The organism is Adhaeribacter rhizoryzae, assembly GCF_008629685.1.
GTDB lineage: Bacteria > Bacteroidota > Bacteroidia > Cytophagales > Hymenobacteraceae > Adhaeribacter > Adhaeribacter rhizoryzae.
Map to the genome: position 1 here is coordinate 113,681 of NZ_VWSF01000003.1, position 18,730 is coordinate 132,410.

Here is an 18,730-nt window from a genome sequence, read left to right on the forward strand (position 1 = left end):
AAACCAATTTAGTAATAATTTATTTAACTGCTAATCTGAGCCACGCGCGACAACGCCACAAACAACAGGTTATTTATAAATATTGGCTTGCTATGGTTTAAAGACAAATAGGGCATTTTCAACCACAACAGGTTTACTGTTCAAGAACAGAGTCATTGTATCCGGCGGTCTTGTTCTGAGCTTCAGCATAAGATTTTCGTTGTTCTAAAAAAAAACTATTACAGAGCTACTTCTCAGCTAAAACCGGCTAATATTCCGGTAAATCGGGGTATATCTGAACTAATTTTTGTACTTTTGTAAATAATTATATTAGCTAAAGAATAAGATGGCTATTACGCAACAAGATATATTAAAAGCCTTAAGTTATGTAGAGGAACCGGATCTTGGCAAAGATTTGGTAACCCTGAACATGATCGAAAATATTCAGATAGACGGTAAAAATATTGCATTTACTGTTATTCTTACCACCCCGGCCTGCCCCCTGAAAGAACTGATTCAGAACGCCTGTATCCGGGCCATTCATACCATGGTAGATAAGGAGGCTAACGTAACGGTTAACCTCACCAGCCGCGTTACTACTGCCCGCGATACGAATTCGGCTATTTTAAAAGACGTTAAAAATATTATTGCCATTGCTTCGGGTAAAGGCGGCGTAGGTAAATCTACGGTAACAGCAAACCTGGCTATTGCTTTATCGCAAAGTGGCGCCAAGGTAGGTTTAATTGATGCCGATATTTCGGGACCAAGTATGCCGCTGATGTTTAATGCCGAAGAAGAACGCCCCCAGGTATTCCGGACGCCCGAAGGCCGTAACCTGATTGAGCCCATTGAACGCTACGGCATTAAAATTATTTCTATCGGTTTCCTGGCTCCTGCCGAAAATGCAGTAGTTTGGCGCGGCCCCATGGCCAGCTCGGCTTTAAAGCAATTTATTTCGGATGTAGACTGGGGCGAACTTGATTATTTATTAATTGACTTACCGCCCGGTACCAGCGATATTCACTTAACTTTGGTACAAACCGTGCCGGTAACCGGGGCTATTATTGTAACTACCCCGCAAAAAGTAGCCTTGGCCGATGCGCAGAAAGGTTTGCAAATGTTCCGGCAACCGCAGATTAACGTGCCGGTGCTCGGAGTTATTGAAAATATGGCTTACTTTACACCCGCCGAGCTGCCGCAAAATAAATATTATATATTTGGCGAAGGCGGCGGCCAGCAATTGGCAACTAAATGGGGCGTTCCGTTGTTAGGACAAATACCACTGGTACAAAGTATCCGGGAAAGCGGCGACGAAGGAATGCCTGAAGTAATAAAAGTGGATTCGCCGGCTGGTAAAGTGTTTGAAGAAGTGGCCCAGGCCGTAGCCCAACAAGTTTCGGTGCGAAATGCCGGGTTGGCGAAAACAAAAATAGTACCTATTAACACCTGATAAAATGGTAGCGACCAACACAGAAGAATTACTATTTGAGCGAATTGAAAGAGCCTTGGACCAGATACGACCTTATCTGGAAGCCGACGGTGGGAACGTAAAAATATTGGAATTATCGGATGAGATGGTTTTGAAACTGGAACTGCTGGGTGCCTGTGGTTCCTGCTCGATGTCGGTTATGACCATGCGGGCCGGTATTGAACAAACCATTAAGCGCGAAGTACCCGAAATAAAATCGGTGGTGGCTGTAAACTTAACGCCACCCGAACTTTAAAATATATCTCCTTTTTTTTACCCAATAAAAACCGAAGTTAGCTAAGCCTGACTCCGGTTTTTATTTTTTTGTACCTTTACTTTTAAGGTATAACTTCCGCTTTATGATTCGAGCCAACGACCCGCACCTGCATTCCTGGATTCAGATTTCTCCCAACAGCGACTTTCCCATTCAGAATCTGCCTTTTGGTATTTTCAGCACCCCTACCCGCGACCCACGCGTGGGCGTAGCCATTGGCGATTATATTCTGGATTTGTACGCAGTATGCCAGGAAGGCTTGTTTGATTTATTGTCACTGGAAGATCCTTCGGTTTTTCATGCGGAAACCCTGAACCCGTTTATTTCTTTGGGTAAACCAATGTGGCGAGAGGTACGCGAAAGAGTATCGGAGTTGCTGCGGAACAATAATGCCGAGATTCGGGATAACCACGAGGTAATGAAAGCCTGCCTCGTTAAATGCCAGGAAGCAACGATGCACTTGCCGGTTAAAATAGGTAATTACACCGATTTTTATTCGAGCCTGGAACACGCCACCAACGTGGGTTTGATGTTTCGCAATCCCGAGAGCCCTTTGTTGCCTAATTGGAAACATTTACCGGTGGGTTACCACGGCCGGGCTTCTTCTATTGTGGCATCCGGCCATCCTGTTTTCCGGCCGCAGGGCCAAACTAAAGCCGCTGATACCGAATTGCCTATTTTTGGACCAACCCGCGAATTGGATTTTGAACTGGAAGTAGCTTTTATAACCGGCCGCGCCACCGATTTAGGTAGTTATGTGATGACCGATGAAGCCGAAGATTATATTTTTGGCCTGGTGTTATTCAACGATTGGTCAGCGCGGGATATTCAGCGCTGGGAATACGTGCCGCTAGGGCCGTTTTTGGGTAAAAGCTTTGTCTCGACTATTTCTCCGTGGGTAGTTACGTTAGATGCCCTGGAGCCTTTCCGGGTACCAGGACCAACGCAGGAACCACCGGTTTTACCTTACCTGGAATACGAAGGCTACAAACACCTGGACATAAACCTGAAAGTATATTTGCAACCCGATGGCGAAGACCCGGCGCTAATCTCCCAATCAAATACGCGCCACCTGTACTGGAACATGAACCAGCAACTGGCTCACCAAACCAGCAATGGCTGTAACCTCGAAGTAGGCGATTTATACGCTTCGGGCACCATTAGTGGCTCCGAACCGGGTTCTTATGGCTCTATGCTGGAATTAACCTGGCAAGGATCTAAACCGCTTACGCTACCAAATGGGGCTACCCGCACATTTTTAGAAGATGGCGATACCGTAATTTTTAAAGGTTACGCCGAACGCAACGGTATTCGGGTAGGTTTTGGCGAGGTCCGGAATAAAATATTGCCTACTTTGTAAGTCATTTAACTTAAGTATTTAAATATTACTTAGATGCTTTAATGCGAATATTAAAAAAGTAGCAGGCTCAAGATTATAAACTGCAAACTTTAAAATATATACTTTAATTAGAGTTAATAAGGCTTTTACCAATGAAAGATTTAGATTCGGGGCAGTTACAAAACTAGCTCTAGGTGTAATTGCCACCCGGTCCGTTGCCTTGGCCAGGACGCAACATACACACGGTAAAGTAAACCCAAGCTTATTCCAGTTACCAAACTGTAACTTAAATTAGCAATCAACTTCGACCATTTGCTGCGCGCCATTCGCCAGAACAACTACTAAGACAAAAGTGATCTGGCCCGATGGTAAACCTGGCAAATTTCTGAACCAACACCGAAGCAGCATTAATTTGCCCAAAATCATACCTACAATATTCTTGTAAAATATGCCGCAGCGTACGAATAGCTACAAGCCGACTTAATAAAATTAAAGAACAAACTACGCAAGTTAAATTTTACGAAGAAGCGGTATCGTTACTTTTTAATATAATAAATTAAAAATTATATGTAAAAATTCATATATTTAACCAGAATACTTCATTCCAGCTTTAAAGAAGTATCAGTAAAAAAATATTTCAGCATTTAGCCGGAACTTTTGTATATTGAAGCTTTAATTTTATTTAATTGACTATTAGGTAATTACTTTATTTATATGGTTCAAAACTTTACCCGTTGTAAATTATTCACGCTCCTTCTTTTGCTAGCTACAAGCAATATTGGTTTTTCTCAAGGCATGGTCGATGGCTTTATGAAAGGCAAAGGCAACAGTTCCGTAGCCCTTTCTTACTCCTACGAAAGCTACGACACTTATTTTGTAGGCGGCACCACTACCCAAAATCCCAATTTAGGTACTATTGCTACCCGCAGCCTAAGCATATATGGCGTAGCCGGATTAACAGACAAGCTGGATGCGATTGTTTCGCTGCCCTATATTAAAGCTACTGCCAACCAGGGGTTCTGGCAAGATCAGAAAGGGTTACAAGACGCCGCTTTTTACCTGAAATATAATGCGCTGGAACAAAAATTAGGTAACCTGGGCAGTTTATCTGTAATGGTAGCCGGCGGTATAGCTACGCCTTTTAGTAATTATATTGCCGATGCCCCAGTAGCCATTGGCCACCACTCTACTAATTTAGACGGTCGTTTAATTACGCAACTCAAAAGCAATTATGGTTTTTTTCTGAGTGCGCAGGGCGGTTATATTTATAGGTCTGATGTTAAACTAGACCGCGATGCTGTTCCCTTGCCTGAATCGGGCAACAGCCCTTATTACAACAGACACACAAGCCACGTGCCTAATTCTTTTGATTATTCGGCCAAGTTAGGTTTTGCATCGTCTTTGGTTTACGCCGATGCCTGGCTCCACAAACAAGAGGCCAGTAAAGGAACCAATATTGGCCCCGGCATTCCTTTCCCAAGCAATGCGGTTTCTTATACCCGTACCGGTTTTAACTTATTTGTACCGCTGCCCTTTTATCCGGCTGTAGGCCTGGGTGGTGGCAGCAGTTTTACCTTAAACGGGAAAAACGTAGGCAAGGCTACCCGCTTCTCCGGCAGCTTGGTTTACAACTTGCCTTCCTGGCAAAAAAAACAAATTTAAATTAACCATTTATTGCAAATATTATTCCCAATGCAGTACCTCAAAAAGTTTCGGCAACCCCTTCGATTACAATTTATTTCTTTGCTGTTCACCGGGCTTACCCTGGTCGGCCTAAGCAGCTGCGAAAAGGCTGACCTATCTAACCCGCATTACGAAGCGGCCAACCCGCAGGACCAGGATTTAACCGGCGGAACCTGGAAAACCATTGTTCTGAATTCCAGCTCAGTAATTCCGGTTGCAGTACCCGCAGCTACCTCCAGCCCTGCGTACCAGCAGGAATTAAGCGAAATTAAAGGCTTACAAGCGCAACTTAGTAGTTCGCAGCGGGAAAATATTAGCTATTGGGCTTCTGGCGCAACTTTGCGCTGGAACGAAATCTGCCAGCAGTTGGTATCTAAGTATAATGTAGCGCCCGTAGTTGGCGCAGCCCCCGACCCACAATCACCGTTTGCGAACCCCGTGGTAGCCGCTCGCATTTATGCTTTGTTAAGTGTAGCTCAATACGATGCCCTGGTTTCGGCTTGGCACCACAAATCACAATTCAACCGGCAGGCACCCGCAAAAACTGATAATCAGGTTAAACTACTAATCCCAGCCAGTAATTTATCCTCTTACCCTTCCGAAGATGCCGTAGTTGCCGCCGCCTCGGTAGAAATATTAAAATTCATTTTTCCGAAAGAAGTTGAGTTCTTAAACAAAAAAGCTACCGAACACCAGGAATCAAGACTGCTCGCCGGAGCCAACGTGCGCAGCGATTTAACTGCGGGTGCCGCCCTTGGCAAAGAAGTGGCGCTTAAAGTACTGGATTACGCCCGCAAAGACCGGATGAACCAGGCAGGAGATGCGAAAAATACCTGGCAACAAGCAGTTGTGCCGGTAAAATGGGTAAGTTTAGAGGTTCCGGTACGCGGCCCGATGTTACCGCTGGCTGGCAACGTAAAAACCTGGTACGACTCTACTGCCTTGATGGCTGGTTTGCCCGGCCCACCCCCAGCGGTAGGCAGCGCCGAATTTAATAGAGATTTAGCCGAAGTCCGGAAGATTGCCGATAACCGCACCCGGGAACAATGGCGCATTGCTGATTTTTGGGCTGACGGTGCCGGTACGCCAACGCCGCCGGGCCATTGGAACCAGATTGCTGCCAGTTTAATTCGTAAAAAACAATACAGCGAAATACGTATTGCCCGTACCTTTGCCCTGCTGAACCGATCGTTGTTTGATGCGGCTATTTGCTGCTGGCGCACGAAGTATACTTATTTTATACCCCGGCCTTCCCAAATGGACCCCAAAATAAAAACCGCTACCGGCATTCCTAATTTTCCCTCTTATACTTCTGGTCACGCCACTTTTTCGGGAGCTGCTGCCTCGGTACTTGGGCATATTTTTCCGGAGGATAAAGCGCATTTGCAAAAACAAGCAGAAGAAGCTGCTTTATCGCGTTTATACGGCGGCATTCACTATCGCTTCGACAATGAGGCCGGTCTAATCTGCGGGCAGGGAATTGGTAAAGTAGCCATCCAATGGAGTAAAACCGACGGATCACCGCAGTAAGGGAATGGTTAAAAGGTTAAAAGTTAAAATATTGAAAGTTAAAGCTTATACCCTTATTAAATGTATACTGCGCTTTTAAATAAAGCTAAGGCTATACCTCCCACCGGGGTCATTCTGGAAGAATCTTATTAGCAGGTAGCCAATAAGATTCTTCCAGAATGACCCCGGTGAGTGGATATTTGCTTGTAATTATTTTATTGTTTTAAAGCGCTATTCCTGTTTGATTTAGGCATTAGGTCCCCAAAGTACTTTCAACCTTTAACTTTCGAACCTTCCAACCTTTAACTTATTTAATTCCGCACCGCAATCATTAAGCTAAGTTCTTTGTAGCGCATGTTAAACTTTTTGGCAATGCCGGCATTGGTGAGGCTGCCTTTGTAAATATAAACGCTACTCCGGTAATGTTCGTGGGTAAATAATACTTCGTTAATGCCGCCGTGCTTCGAAATATCCATGAAAATTGGGGTAAAAATATTGCTGAGCGCGTTGGTGGCGGTGCGTGGTACCCGGGAAGCGATATTGGGCACACAGTAATGAATAATATCGTATTTACGGTAAACCGGCCTGCTTAAGGTGGTTAGCTCCGAAGTTTCGAAACAGCCACCCTGGTCAATGCACACATCAATAATTACGGAACCCGGGTTCATTTGCGCCACAATATTTTCCGAAATCATAGAAGTGGTGCGACCTTCCCTATCCGACAAAGCACCAATTACCACATCAGCCAGTTTTAGTTCCTGACTGAGTAAAGCGCCATCCATGGTAGAAGTAAACAGGTACGGGCCAATATTTTGCTTCAGGCGGCGTAATTTATAGATATGATCGTCGAAAACTTTTACTTCGGCTCCTAAACCAATAGCGGCCCGCGTGGCATATTCGGCTACGGTTCCGGCTCCCAAAATAACTACCCGCGAAGGCGGCACCCCAGTTATACCGCCCAAAATAATACCCTTACCACCAGCACTTGAACTCAGGTATTCGGCGGCAATAAGCATTACGGTACTGCCTGCAATTTCGCTCATAGCCCGCACCACCGGCTTGGTATCGGATTTATCTTTTAACAACTCAAAAGAAATAGCGTTTATTTTTTTCCGGCAAAGAGCGCCAATATAATCGCCAGTGAGGCTGCCAAATTGCAAAGCCGATATTAAGGTCTGGCTGTTTCGTAAATATTCTATTTCTTCGTAAGTAGGCGGGGCAATTTTTAAAATAATATCGGCCTCGTATACTTCTTTGGTAGAATAAACAATGCGGGCACCGGCTTCCGAAAATTCATGGTCGGCGTATTTAGAAGGGCTGCCCGCCCCCGCTTCAATCCAGATTTCGTGGCCATTATCGGTTAACAGCCGCACGGCTTCGGGTGTCAGGCCAATGCGGTTTTCCTGTAAAGAAGATTCTTTGGGAATGCCAATAAAAAGGCGCTTTTTTCGGGTTTCAATCGCCAACATCGATTCTTTCGGAAAGAGAGCGCGGCTGGTTGCAGCCAACGATTCAAAGCCCGAAGGAATGTTTTCGTTCATATTAGTATTTTTTCAACGTAATGGTACGGGCCTCTCCTGCACCTTTAGCTATGGTAACGGTTACAAAATGTTCGGGTAATAAATCCTGCACCAGCGAAGGCCACTCAATCAGGCATTTATTACCCGAATAAAAATATTCGGTTGCGCCCATGTCCAGCGCTTCGCGCGGGTCATTTATCCGGTAAAAATCAAAGTGGTAAAACACTTCCCCGCGGTTGCTTGCGTATTCGTTTACTAAGGCGTAAGTTGGGCTGCTAACGGGTTCTTCTACCCCGGCCTGCCGACAGATTTCTTTTATTAGAGTTGTTTTCCCCGCCGCCATTTCGCCCTCAAATAACAAAATATTCTCATCTTTTGCAAAATCCCACACGGCTGCGGCTGCCACCGGCAACTGAGCCAGTGCGGGAATTTCCACTACTTTCTCGTTCATGCCAAATTATCAGGCTTTAGGCTGCAGCGTTACAAAAGGTATTATTATTTCTTCCAGCGATACCCCGCCGTGCTGAAACGTATCTTTATAATAGTTTACGTAATAATTAAAGTTATTGGGGTAAGCAAAGAAATAATCTTCGAGGGCAAATACATAAGCCGTAGAAATATTTTCTTTGGGCAAATGAATACGCTCCGGCTTACGCACCACAAACACATCTTTTTCGGTAAAGCCTAAATTTTTACCGTGCTTGTAGCGCAGATTGGTGTTGGTATTGCGGTCGCCAATAATTTTAAAGGGCCGCTTGCACCGGATGGTACCGTGGTCGGTGGTAATAATTAAGCGGCCTTTCTTCTCCGATATTAATTTTAAAGTCTCAAATAACGGCGAATGCAAAAACCAGGAACGGGTAATAGAGCGGTAAGCCGATTCGTCGGGGGCCAGTTCGCGCACCATGTTGCTATCGGTGCGGGCATGCGACAGCATATCTACAAAATTGTAAACAATTACATTTAGTTTATTATTTTCTAAATTGTTAAACTTGTTTACCAAGTCGCGGCCAATGGCGTTGTTCGTTACTTTGTTGTAACTGTACTTCTCGTTAATCTTATTTTTCTGAAACTGAATATCTACAAATTCAGCTTCGTGCAGGTTTTTACCTTCTTCGTCTTCATCAGACACCCACATATTGGGGTATTTCTTCTGGATTTCGGCCGGCAACATACCCGAAAATATGGCATTGCGGGCGTAAGCCGTGGTAGTTGGTAATATAGAATAATAAAGTTCTTCGTTCTCTACGGTAAAATAATCGCTGATAATGGGTTCCAGCACTTTCCACTGGTCGTAACGTAAATTATCAATCAGCACAAAATATACCGTCTGGTCGCTTTCCTTCATCATCGGGAATACCCGCTCCTTAAATATTTCGTGCGACATTAACGGCTTATCGTCCGACTCGTTGTTTATCCATTCTTCGTAATTATCCATGATAAACCGGGCAAAGTTAGAATTGGCTTCGTCCTTTTGCATGTTAATTACGTCGGCCATGCTTTTACCTTCGGTTTCGTCTATTTCTAATTCCCAACGCACCAGTTTTTTATAGTTCTCGGCCCATTCCTGATGGCTCAGGCGCTCGCCAAAAGCCATACCCAAAGTCCGGAAATCACGTTGGTACGAGCTGTTGGTTTTTTCGGAAACCAGGCGTTTGTTATCTAATATTTTCTTTACCGATAATAAAATCTGGTTGGGGTTGAGCGGCTTAATTAAATAATCGGCGATTTTAGAACCAATGGCTTCTTCCATAATGTGTTCTTCCTCGCTTTTAGTAATCATTACTACCGGAATATTCGGCCGCACCGTTTTAATCTCGTTCAGGGTTTCGAGGCCCGAAATACCCGGCATATTTTCGTCGAGAAAAACCACATCGTAATTATTTTCCTGAAATTTTTCGATGGCATCGGCTCCGCTGCAAACCGGCGTAATGTCGTAGCCTTTGTCTTCCAGAAACAGAATATGGGGTTTCAGTAAGTCAATCTCATCATCGGCCCATAAAATATTATATCTTTGCATAAATTAAATTTGTTTAAAAGTAGCTAGTTGTCGGTTGTGAGTTTACTTTAAATTCAGAACCTTTTATCGGGTGTAAATTGCATCTGCCAGTAGGTTATGTTACCTGGCAATGGTTACGGATGCGATATACGTATATTTACCGACAACGAACAACAGACAACTAGGTTATACCTTGAATAAGAAAAAAATCTTTAATGATCCAGTTTACGGGTTTATTACCGTTCCGTCGGAGTTATTATTTGATGTTATCGAACATCCTTATTTTCAGCGGCTTCGGCGTATTAAACAACTTGGTTTAACCGATTTTGTTTACCCCGGTGCCCTGCACACCCGTTTTCACCATGCTTTGGGCGCCATGCACCTCATGGACCAGGCGCTGCACACCTTGCGCAGCAAAAATAACCAAATATCCGACAAAGAGTGCGAAGCTTCGTTGCTGGCTATCTTGTTGCACGATGTGGGCCACGGTCCTTTTTCGCATGCTTTAGAAACATCTATCTTTAACGGCGTACACCACGAAGAATTGTCTTTGCACCTGATGCACCAGCTAAATAACCACTTTGGTAACCGGCTGGATCTGGCTATTCAAATATTTAACGGCACCTATCACCGGCCTTTTTTTCACCAGTTGGTTTCGAGCCAACTAGACGTAGACCGGCTGGATTACCTGAACCGCGATAGTTTTTATACGGGAGTTTCAGAGGGTAAGATTGGGGCCAACCGCTTGTTAAAAATGCTGAATATTTCCGACGACAAGCTGGTAATTGAAGAAAAAGCCATTTACAGCATCGAAAATTTTCTGGTGTCGCGGCGGGTAATGTACTGGCAGGTTTACTTACACAAAACTGTTATCAGCGCCGAAAACATGCTTATCCGGCTCATAGAGCGCGCCCGTGAACTTTCCCAGTCTGGCATTCCGGTAGCAGCCTCTGAGCCCTTAGAATATTTTCTGCATCATAATATTACCATGGCGCATTTTAAAGAAGACGAAAATATTCTGAAAAGATTTATTTCTTTAGATGACTACGATGTGTGGCAAGGCATTAAAACCTGGTGCGGCCACCCCGATAAAATTCTTTCTTTTTTAGCCGAAGGCTTGCTGCAGCGCAAATTATTTAAAGTAATTATTTCGGCAACGCCCCCCGACGAAGAAATAATATTAGGCATTACCGAACTGGTGCAGGAATATTTTAAAGTAGATTCGGAAGAAGTGAAATATTTAATGCTTACCGGAAAAATCAGCAACAATGCTTACGAAGCCAAAGGCCAGTCTATTGATATTATGACTAAAATCGGCCAGATTATTGATGTAGCCGAGGCTTCGGACCTGCCCAATATTCGGGCCTTGAGTACCAAAGTGGAAAAGTATTACGTTTGCTATCCGAAAGAAATCACGGTTTAATTAATTTGTTTATTACTTTTACAGCATGGAATTTACTGTCGGACAAATAGCCCAGTTGCTGGACGGCCAAGTGGAGGGTGATGCAACTGCCAAAATCCGTGAATTAGCAAAAATAGAAGAAGCCGGTTCTGGCGCACTGGCTTTTTTATCTAATCTTAAATACGAGCATTTTCTTTACGCTACGGGCGCTACGGCGGTTATTGTGGCTAAAAATTTCACCCCAAAGCAGCCGGTTCCAGCAGCTTTAATCCGGGTAGAAGATCCTTATTCCAGTTTTTCGCGCTTACTCGAAGAATACCAGAAAGCCGTAGCCGCCCTTAAAACCGGCGTAGAACAACCGGCTTTTATTGGCAATAATTCTAACATTGGTGAAAACCATTACCGGGGTGCTTTCTCGTACATTGGCCATAACTGTAAGTTGGGAGCTAATGTAAAAATATACCCACAAGCGTATTTGGGCGATAATGTACAGGTAGGCGATAATACCACTATTTTTGCCGGCGCTAAAATTTACAGCAACACTGTAATTGGTAATAATTGTACTGTTCATGCCGGGGCCGTTATTGGCAGCCCGGGCTTTGGCTTTGCGCCCCAGAAAGATGGTACGTACCGCGATATTCCGCAAACCGGCAACGTGGTACTAGAAGATAATGTAAATATTGGGGCCAACACAACCATCGATTGTGCCACTTTAGGCTCAACTATTGTGCACGAAGGCACCAAAATAGATAACCTGGTACAAATAGCGCATAACGTAGAAATTGGCAAACATACGGTAATTGCTTCACAGACCGGTATTTCGGGTTCTACCAAAATAGGCAATTACTGCACCATTGCGGGGCAAGTAGGCATTGTAGGGCACATTAGCCTCGCCGATAAAACCACGGTGGGCGCGCAATCAGGTGTATCCAAAACCATTTCGGAATCCGGCACTATTATTCAGGGGTCGCCGGCTTTCGATTACAAACAAAATTTGCGGTGCATTGCCGTATTCCGGCGCCTGCCCGAACTGGAGAAACAACTGAACGAACTAAAAGAAAAAATATAAATTCGCGCTACTAAATACGCATCAGCATGAATGAAAAACAGCATACCATCAAAGCTCCGGTAACCGTTTCGGGCATTGGCCTGCATACCGGCGTGATGGCGAATATGACCTTTTTACCGGCGCCGGCGAATCATGGCTATAAATTTCAGCGCATAGATTTACCCGGCCAACCCATTGTAGATGCCGACGTGGACAACGTTGTAGATTTATCGCGCGGAACTACTATTGAGCAAAACGGCGCCCGGGTAAATACTGTGGAGCATACGCTGGCTGCGCTGGTGGGGCTGGAAATAGATAATGTACTTATTCAGCTAGATGGCCCGGAACCGCCTATTATGGATGGCAGTTCTATTGCTTTTGTTGAGTCCTTACAAGAGGTAGGTCTGGAAGAACAAAATGCCTTACGCAATTTTTTTGAAATTCCGGAAGGAATATTTTATAAAAACGGCGAGCGCGAAGTAGAAATGGCCGCTTTGCCCCTGAACGATTACCGGGTTACCGTTATGGTAGATTACCAATCGCCGGTATTGGGCAGCCAGCACGCTTCTATTACTAATATTAACCAGTTCCCGACCGAAATAGCTTCTTGCCGTACTTTCTGCTTTTTGCACGAACTCGAAACGTTATACAAGCAAAACCTGATTAAAGGCGGCGACTTGAACAACGCCATTGTGGTGGTAGACCGCGTAGTATCGGAAGAAGAATTATCAGAACTGGCTACCCTTTTGAGAAAACCCAAGGTGGAGGTTAAAAAGGAAGGTATTTTAAACAACGTAGACCTGCGTTATAAAAATGAACCAGCCCGGCATAAACTCCTGGATTTAATCGGGGATTTAGCTTTAATTGGTCGCCCGCTGAAGGGGCAGATATTGGCAGCCCGTCCCGGCCACGCGGCCAACGTGGCTTTCGCCAAAAAGATTAAAAAGGTAATGCAGGAAGCGGCCATCCAGAACGTACCGGTTTACGACCCTACGAAGGAGCCGGTAATGGATATTAACCGCATCACGCAAATATTGCCGCATCGTTTTCCGTTTGTGCTAATAGATAAAATTATTTATTTGGATGAAAGCACGGTAATTGGGGTAAAAAATGTTACCATGAACGAACACCAGTTCGAGGGGCATTTTCCGGGCAATCCGGTTTATCCTGGCGTTTACCAGATAGAATCTATGGCCCAGACCGGCGGTATTCTGGTGCTAAACACCGTGCCCGACCCGGAAAACTACTGGACTTACTTTTTAGGCATTGATAAATGCCGATTCCGGAAAAAAGTAATTCCGGGCGATACCATTATTTTTAAGTGCTGGTTATTAGCGCCTATTAAACGCGGTATTGCCAAAATGCAGGGGCAAGCTTTTGTAAACGGCAAAGTAGTAATGGAAGCCGAAATGTCGGCCAGCATTATCCGGAAAGACAACGTTTAATCCAAATTAAGAATTAAAGTATATGCAATTAAAATTAGAAGTTTTACCCGCTCCATCCTTTGCATTGGTTATTCTGGCATGACTAGACTTTTACTTTTTTTATTTAAAGCAGTTATACCCGTAGGAATAATTTCTAGTTTTTAATTCATAATCTTTAATTTTGGCAAATGAATCAACCCTTAGCATATATACATCCTGAAGCTAAGATAGCCCAGAATGTGGTAGTAGAGCCCTTTAGTACGATTTACAAAAACGTTGAGATAGGCGAAGGAACCTGGATTGGGCCCAATGTAACCATTATGGAAGGTGCCCGCATTGGTAAAAATTGCAAGATTTTTCCGGGTGCGGTTATTTCGGCAGCGCCGCAGGATTTAAAATATAAGGGCGAAGCGACCACTGTTACCATTGGCAATAATTCGGTTATCCGGGAATGCGTAACCTTAAACCGGGGCACCGCCCTCGATAAAAATAATACCGCTATTGGCGAAGATTGCCTGATAATGGCTTACGTACACGTGGCTCACGATTGCGTTATTGGTAATAATGTAATTATTGCAAACGCGGTACAATTGGCCGGCCACATCGAAATTCAGGATTATGTTTTTATAGGAGGAACTTCTGCGGTACATCAGTTTGTAAAAATTGGGGCGCACGCCATGGTTTCGGGTGGTTCACTCGTGCGTAAGGATGTACCGCCGTTTGTAAAAGCCGCCCGCGAACCGCTTTCCTATGCCGGCATTAACTCTATTGGGTTGCGCCGCCGTGGTTTTAACAATGATAAAATTGCCGAAATCCAGCAGATTTACCGCACTTTATTTTTGAGTGGTTTAAATTATACGGCTGCCCTCGATAAAATTGAATTAGATATGGCACCGAGTGCCGAACGCGACGATATTTTAAATTTCTTCCGGAACTCCGAGCGGGGCGTTATTAAGGGTTACTCTTCATCTATTGATGCAAATTAAGCTTAGCGGCTTCGGCAAACGCTATAATTACGAGTGGATATTCCGGAACCTGGATTATTCTTTTTTACCCAATACCGCTTATGCCATTCTGGGGCATAATGGTTCCGGCAAATCAACGCTGCTCAACATGATTTCGGGTTATGTGAGCCCCAGCGAAGGTACCATCAGCCATACGTATGCGCAAAAAACGCTCTCGTTGGAGGAATTATACCAGCATCTTTCCTTTACGGCGCCTTACCTGGAATTAATTGAAGAATATACTTTAACCGAAACCGTCCAATTTCACGCGCGGTTCCGGGCCATGCGCACTACCTCAACAACCGATTTAATAGACCGGCTTTATTTAACCAAAGCCAAAGATAAATTTGTAAAAGATTTTTCGTCGGGCATGAAGCAGCGTTTAAAGTTAGGTTTAGCTATTTATACCGATGCTCCCCTGCTCTTACTGGATGAACCAACTACCAACCTGGATCAGGAGGGAATTAACTGGTATTTAGAGCACGTGAGCCAAAACCGGAAAGACCGCCTGGTTATTGTTTCTTCTAATGTTGCGCACGAATACAGCTTCTGCGACGAAGAAATAAATATTACTGATTATCATTACCAATCGCCCAAAATAAAAAGCCTCTAAAAAGCAAAAGAGCTGATTCTTACGGAATCAGCTCTTTTGCTATAAAGACCTTGCAAGTAATATTTTAACGCAAATCAATTACCTTAACACCTTTGTACTGCGATTTATCAAAGGCAAAATAATTAGCATCTACTACCGGGCTTGGGTTAAATGATTTAATAGTGTAGGTATAGCGGTTGCCGTTGTTACGGAACATTTTCCAGGTTTTTACAGAATTATCGCGCTTGTTAATTTGCAGACGAACTTTGTAAACCGAATTGTTTTTATCGAGCGGTGATAATTCAATAATATTATAGGCTTGGCCGCCTTCCCGCATTTCTTCTACAAAAGTGTAATTATACCCTTTCTGGTACAACGTAAAAATAGCGTTCGGCGACATTTGCTGATCATCCGGATCGTTTTCCGAAATATTCACTTCGTTATCCGATTTCATGTAAGTCCAGATGGTGTTGCCGTTATTAATTATTTCCTGATCTTTCAGTTTAAGCCGGAATTTATTACCACTCACGGTAATATCACCTTGCATGGTTTCTTTTATTTTGCTCGAAGAATTTTCCAGGGTTTGGGTAAAAGCCACGTTAAAGGCTTTTAAGGTCTGGTATTTCTGGCTCATTGCGTTCAATATTTTCTCTGCCCGCGGATCTTGTTGCGCCTGGGCAAAAGATATGGTTAAAAATAATGCGAGCAGGAACGGAATAGTTTTTTTCATATAGCTGTTTCTCGGAATACTATTTAATTTAGTTCTTATCCATAGTATTCAATAACTGTTCCAAACTGTATTCGTCCGGAATTAAAACTTCGCGGGCTTTGCTGCCTTCAAACGGCCCAACCACGCCCGCCGATTCCAGTTGGTCGATTAAACGGCCAGCCCGGTTATACCCTAATTTAAGCCTACGCTGCAGCAAAGACGTACTGCCCTGCTGGTGTGTTACAATAATGCGGGCGGCTTCTTCAAACAAAGAATCGCGGGTAGATGGGTCGAAATCTGATTTTTCAGTACCGCTTTCATCCCCAATAAACTCCGGCAATAAATAAGCATCATCGTAGCCCTGCTGGTCACCGATAAAGTCGCAAATCCGGTCTACCTCGGGGGTATCTACAAAGGCGCACTGCAAGCGAATTAAATCAGAACCTACCGAGAACAACATATCGCCCTGCCCGATTAACTGGTCGGCTCCGCCGGTGTCCAGAATGGTACGCGAATCTATTTTAGAAGTAACTTTAAAGGAAATCCGGCACGGGAAGTTGGCCTTAATAATACCGGTAATTACGTTTACTGATGGCCGCTGTGTAGCTACAACCAGGTGAATCCCAATGGCCCGGGCCAACTGGGCTAGGCGCGCAATTGGGGTTTCTACTTCTTTACCGGCCGTCATCATTAAGTCGGCTAACTCATCTATCACCAGCACAATAAAAGGCATAAACCGGTGTCCCTTTTTCGGATTCAGGCGGCGCTCCACAAACTTCAGGTTATATTCTTTCAGGTTGCGGCAGCCGGCATCTTTGAGCAAATCGTAGCGCATGTCCATTTCCATGCACAACGAGTTTAGGGTATTAATAACCTTTTTAGTATCGGTAATAATGGCTTCTTCCGCATCGGGCAGCTTGGCCAGGAAATGACGCTCAATTTTGTTAAAGAGCGATAGCTCCACCTTTTTCGGGTCTACGAGCACAAACTTCAACTGCGACGGGTGCTTCTTGTAAATTAAGGAAGTTAGGATCGCATTTAAACCTACTGATTTACCCTGACCCGTAGCACCCGCCATGAGCAAGTGCGGCATTTTGGCTAAGTCGGTAATAAATACTTCGTTCGTAATGGTTTTACCAAAAGCAATCGGCAGGTCCATTTCGCTCTTCAGGAATTTTTCCGTTGAAACAATGGATTTAATCGAAACCATTTCCTTCTTTTTATTCGGTACTTCAATACCAATGGTTCCTTTGCCCGGAATAGGCGCAATAATCCGGATCCCCAAAGCCGATAAACTCAAGGCAATATCATCTTCCAGGTTTTTGATTTTCGAAATCCGTACGCCGGCATCCGGCACAATTTCGTAGAGGGTTACGGTTGGCCCAATGGTAGCTTTAATGCTGGCAATGCCAATGCTGTAATTACCCAAGGTTTCAACAATACGGTCTTTGTTGGCTTCCAGTTCCTCTTTCGATACCTGAATTTTAGCCGCACTATAATCGTTTAATAAATCTAAGGTTGGATACTGGTAACGCGCTAAATCCAGCGTCGGATCGTAATTCTCGGTAAATACTGCGGTTTCCTCTTCGGGTTGTTCTTTTACCGCGAGCTTAACTTTAGGAGCAGGTTTTTCTTCTTCAAATAAGTCCTCGTCCAGATCATCTTCGTCTACTACTATGGAGCCTTGCGAATTATTGGCAATATCTAAGGCCAGCCCCATACTAACTTTAGGTTTAGCTGCTATGGGCGTTGGGGCGGTGCTTAAATTTAATTGCCGGGAATCACCTTCGAATAAATCTTCCTCCATTAAATCTACCGGATTGTTATCATCTCCCCCGTCATCATCTAACCCGTCATCATCCAATTCATCCTCATCCAGATCTTCATTTTTATCCAGCGCGGCTGTGGGGTTGCTGTATTGGTTTAAGCCGGAAGAGGTTTGCTCGTAAGTAGGTTCTACGGCCACTGCCGCATCGGCGGCAAACGTATTGGCCGCGGAGGCAGCCGCGGCAGCTACTGCTTTTTTACCCGTAGCCAGGCTGGTTACATTAAAGAAGAAAATAATAAAAGTTAATAGAAAGAACGCCAGCAGCGGAATAGTGCCCCACCCAATCAGGCTATCGAGCCAATAAGCCGTTTCAAAACCAATGGCGCCGCTCAGCAAACTGTTCGACTCAACGGTTTGGGTAGCATGCACCAGGTACCCCAACATAACGCAAAACCAGCACAGCGCAAAAAGGCAAATGGTAAAAATATACGACAAGGAAATATAGCGGCTGCGGAAAACAATTTTGTACCCGATAAAAAATAAAACCGGCACTACAAAAAAGGCGGCTACCCCAAACCCTTCGTATATTAAATAATTCGATATCCAGGCACCCAATAGCCCCAGCCAGTTTTCCGATTCTACGCCGGCTTCTTTTAAATTAGTGGTTGGTAAAGCTTCTACCACGCTTTGGTCGGCGGGACCGGTAAATAAATACGAAATAAAAGCAACGCTTACGTAAAGCGAACCCAAAATAAAAAAGAAACCAATAAACAAATGAAATCGGCGATCCCGGAAAAAACTCAGAAAAGACCAGCTAAACTTAAGCTTCCGCGCCCCTTCACTAATTTTCTCTTTCCGGACAATCCTGGTATTTTTTTCTTTAACCGGCTCGCTATTCCCCCGTGGCACATTTTTAGCCCGCGGCACCGATTCCATCTCTTTTTTGTACGAGTTGTTTGCCATACTTCAATCTAATCTCTAATCTACAATTATTGGGCAAATAGCCGCTTCA

15 protein-coding genes are annotated in these 18,730 nt (G+C 44.3%); 10 read left to right on the forward strand and 5 right to left on the reverse strand.

The window, feature by feature from the left end; all coding sequences use genetic code 11:
- Positions 1-325: 325 nt before the first annotated feature.
- The 5 genes from F0145_RS05520 to F0145_RS05540 all read left to right on the forward strand — a co-directional run bounded on the left by F0145_RS05520 (position 326) and on the right by F0145_RS05540 (position 6,273).
- Positions 326-1,429: an Mrp/NBP35 family ATP-binding protein gene (locus tag F0145_RS05520; RefSeq protein ID WP_150087319.1), complete on the forward strand. Its 1,104-nt coding sequence runs from the start codon at positions 326-328 to the stop codon at positions 1,427-1,429.
- A 4-nt stretch (positions 1,430-1,433) separates the two neighbouring features.
- Positions 1,434-1,703 (forward strand): NifU family protein, encoded by a 270-nt coding sequence (locus F0145_RS05525; RefSeq protein WP_150087320.1) that lies wholly within the window; start codon positions 1,434-1,436, stop codon positions 1,701-1,703.
- 103 nt (positions 1,704-1,806) lie between these two features.
- Positions 1,807-3,081, forward strand: coding sequence for a fumarylacetoacetase (gene fahA / locus F0145_RS05530; RefSeq protein WP_150087321.1), 1,275 nt, complete (start codon positions 1,807-1,809; stop codon positions 3,079-3,081).
- Between the two features lie 738 nt (positions 3,082-3,819).
- Positions 3,820-4,722: a transporter gene (locus F0145_RS05535; protein WP_150087322.1), complete on the forward strand. Its 903-nt coding sequence runs from the start codon at positions 3,820-3,822 to the stop codon at positions 4,720-4,722.
- A gap of 30 nt (positions 4,723-4,752) precedes the next feature.
- Positions 4,753-6,273: a phosphatase PAP2 family protein gene (locus F0145_RS05540; RefSeq protein ID WP_150087323.1), complete on the forward strand. Its 1,521-nt coding sequence runs from the start codon at positions 4,753-4,755 to the stop codon at positions 6,271-6,273.
- Between the two features lie 290 nt (positions 6,274-6,563).
- On the opposite strand, the gene F0145_RS05545 is transcribed toward F0145_RS05540, so the two are convergent.
- The 3 genes from F0145_RS05545 to porX are packed head-to-tail and all read right to left on the reverse strand — an operon-like array spanning position 6,564 to position 9,792.
- A complete protein-coding gene (locus F0145_RS05545) occupies positions 6,564-7,793 on the reverse strand; it encodes an alanine dehydrogenase (protein WP_150087324.1) in 1,230 nt (409 codons plus the stop codon).
- Between the two features lies 1 nt (position 7,794).
- Positions 7,795-8,223 carry a tRNA (adenosine(37)-N6)-threonylcarbamoyltransferase complex ATPase subunit type 1 TsaE gene (tsaE, locus tag F0145_RS05550; protein ID WP_150087325.1) on the reverse strand — a complete coding sequence of 143 codons (429 nt, stop codon included), beginning with the start codon at positions 8,221-8,223 and terminating at the stop codon, positions 7,795-7,797.
- A gap of 9 nt (positions 8,224-8,232) precedes the next feature.
- The gene (gene porX, locus F0145_RS05555; protein WP_150087326.1) at positions 8,233-9,792 is read right to left on the reverse strand and encodes a T9SS response regulator signal transducer PorX; all 1,560 of its coding nucleotides are present in this window, start codon (positions 9,790-9,792) and stop codon (positions 8,233-8,235) included.
- Between the two features lie 172 nt (positions 9,793-9,964).
- Here porX and F0145_RS05560 point away from each other — a divergent pair, with 172 nt between their 5' ends.
- The 5 genes from F0145_RS05560 to F0145_RS05580 all read left to right on the forward strand — a co-directional run bounded on the left by F0145_RS05560 (position 9,965) and on the right by F0145_RS05580 (position 15,262).
- On the forward strand, positions 9,965-11,194 hold the full coding sequence (locus F0145_RS05560) for an HD domain-containing protein (RefSeq protein WP_150087327.1): 1,230 nt from the start codon (positions 9,965-9,967) through the stop codon (positions 11,192-11,194).
- A 25-nt stretch (positions 11,195-11,219) separates the two neighbouring features.
- Positions 11,220-12,242 carry a UDP-3-O-(3-hydroxymyristoyl)glucosamine N-acyltransferase gene (gene lpxD, locus F0145_RS05565; RefSeq protein ID WP_150087328.1) on the forward strand — a complete coding sequence of 341 codons (1,023 nt, stop codon included), beginning with the start codon at positions 11,220-11,222 and terminating at the stop codon, positions 12,240-12,242.
- Between the two features lie 26 nt (positions 12,243-12,268).
- Entirely contained in the window at positions 12,269-13,666 is a 1,398-nt protein-coding gene (locus F0145_RS05570) for a bifunctional UDP-3-O-[3-hydroxymyristoyl] N-acetylglucosamine deacetylase/3-hydroxyacyl-ACP dehydratase (RefSeq protein WP_150087329.1), read from the forward strand.
- Positions 13,667-13,833: 167 nt separating this feature from the next.
- Positions 13,834-14,631, forward strand: a complete 798-nt coding sequence (lpxA, locus tag F0145_RS05575; RefSeq protein WP_150087330.1) for an acyl-ACP--UDP-N-acetylglucosamine O-acyltransferase — start codon at positions 13,834-13,836, stop codon at positions 14,629-14,631.
- Complete coding sequence (locus F0145_RS05580) at positions 14,621-15,262, forward strand: ABC transporter ATP-binding protein (protein ID WP_150087331.1); 642 nt, start codon at positions 14,621-14,623, stop codon at positions 15,260-15,262. The genes lpxA and F0145_RS05580 overlap by 11 nt, the downstream gene beginning before the upstream one ends.
- Before the next feature lie 64 nt (positions 15,263-15,326).
- On the opposite strand, the gene F0145_RS05585 is transcribed toward F0145_RS05580, so the two are convergent.
- Together F0145_RS05585 and F0145_RS05590 are read right to left on the reverse strand one after the other, a co-directional pair.
- The gene (locus tag F0145_RS05585) at positions 15,327-15,971 is read right to left on the reverse strand and encodes a LolA family protein (RefSeq protein ID WP_150087332.1); all 645 of its coding nucleotides are present in this window, start codon (positions 15,969-15,971) and stop codon (positions 15,327-15,329) included.
- A 28-nt stretch (positions 15,972-15,999) separates the two neighbouring features.
- Positions 16,000-18,681 (reverse strand): FtsK/SpoIIIE family DNA translocase, encoded by a 2,682-nt coding sequence (locus F0145_RS05590; RefSeq protein WP_150087333.1) that lies wholly within the window; start codon positions 18,679-18,681, stop codon positions 16,000-16,002.
- Between the last annotated feature and the right edge of the window lie 49 nt (positions 18,682-18,730).

What these genes read in the sequence shown, in the direction of transcription:
- fahA (WP_150087321.1), top strand. Translation starts at nt 1,807, where the DNA reads ATGATTCGAGCCAACGACCCGCACCTGCATTCCTGGATTCAGATTTCT.
- tsaE (WP_150087325.1), bottom strand. Translation starts at nt 8,223, where the DNA reads ATGAACGAGAAAGTAGTGGAAATTCCCGCACTGGCTCAGTTGCCGGTG.
- F0145_RS05585 (WP_150087332.1), bottom strand. Translation starts at nt 15,971, where the DNA reads ATGAAAAAAACTATTCCGTTCCTGCTCGCATTATTTTTAACCATATCT.
- F0145_RS05525 (WP_150087320.1), top strand. Translation starts at nt 1,434, where the DNA reads ATGGTAGCGACCAACACAGAAGAATTACTATTTGAGCGAATTGAAAGA.
- F0145_RS05520 (WP_150087319.1), top strand. Translation starts at nt 326, where the DNA reads ATGGCTATTACGCAACAAGATATATTAAAAGCCTTAAGTTATGTAGAG.
- porX (WP_150087326.1), bottom strand. Translation starts at nt 9,792, where the DNA reads ATGCAAAGATATAATATTTTATGGGCCGATGATGAGATTGACTTACTG.
- F0145_RS05540 (WP_150087323.1), top strand. Translation starts at nt 4,753, where the DNA reads ATGCAGTACCTCAAAAAGTTTCGGCAACCCCTTCGATTACAATTTATT.
- F0145_RS05580 (WP_150087331.1), top strand. Translation starts at nt 14,621, where the DNA reads ATGCAAATTAAGCTTAGCGGCTTCGGCAAACGCTATAATTACGAGTGG.
- lpxA (WP_150087330.1), top strand. Translation starts at nt 13,834, where the DNA reads ATGAATCAACCCTTAGCATATATACATCCTGAAGCTAAGATAGCCCAG.
- F0145_RS05590 (WP_150087333.1), bottom strand. Translation starts at nt 18,681, where the DNA reads ATGGCAAACAACTCGTACAAAAAAGAGATGGAATCGGTGCCGCGGGCT.
- lpxD (WP_150087328.1), top strand. Translation starts at nt 11,220, where the DNA reads ATGGAATTTACTGTCGGACAAATAGCCCAGTTGCTGGACGGCCAAGTG.
- F0145_RS05545 (WP_150087324.1), bottom strand. Translation starts at nt 7,793, where the DNA reads ATGAACGAAAACATTCCTTCGGGCTTTGAATCGTTGGCTGCAACCAGC.
- F0145_RS05570 (WP_150087329.1), top strand. Translation starts at nt 12,269, where the DNA reads ATGAATGAAAAACAGCATACCATCAAAGCTCCGGTAACCGTTTCGGGC.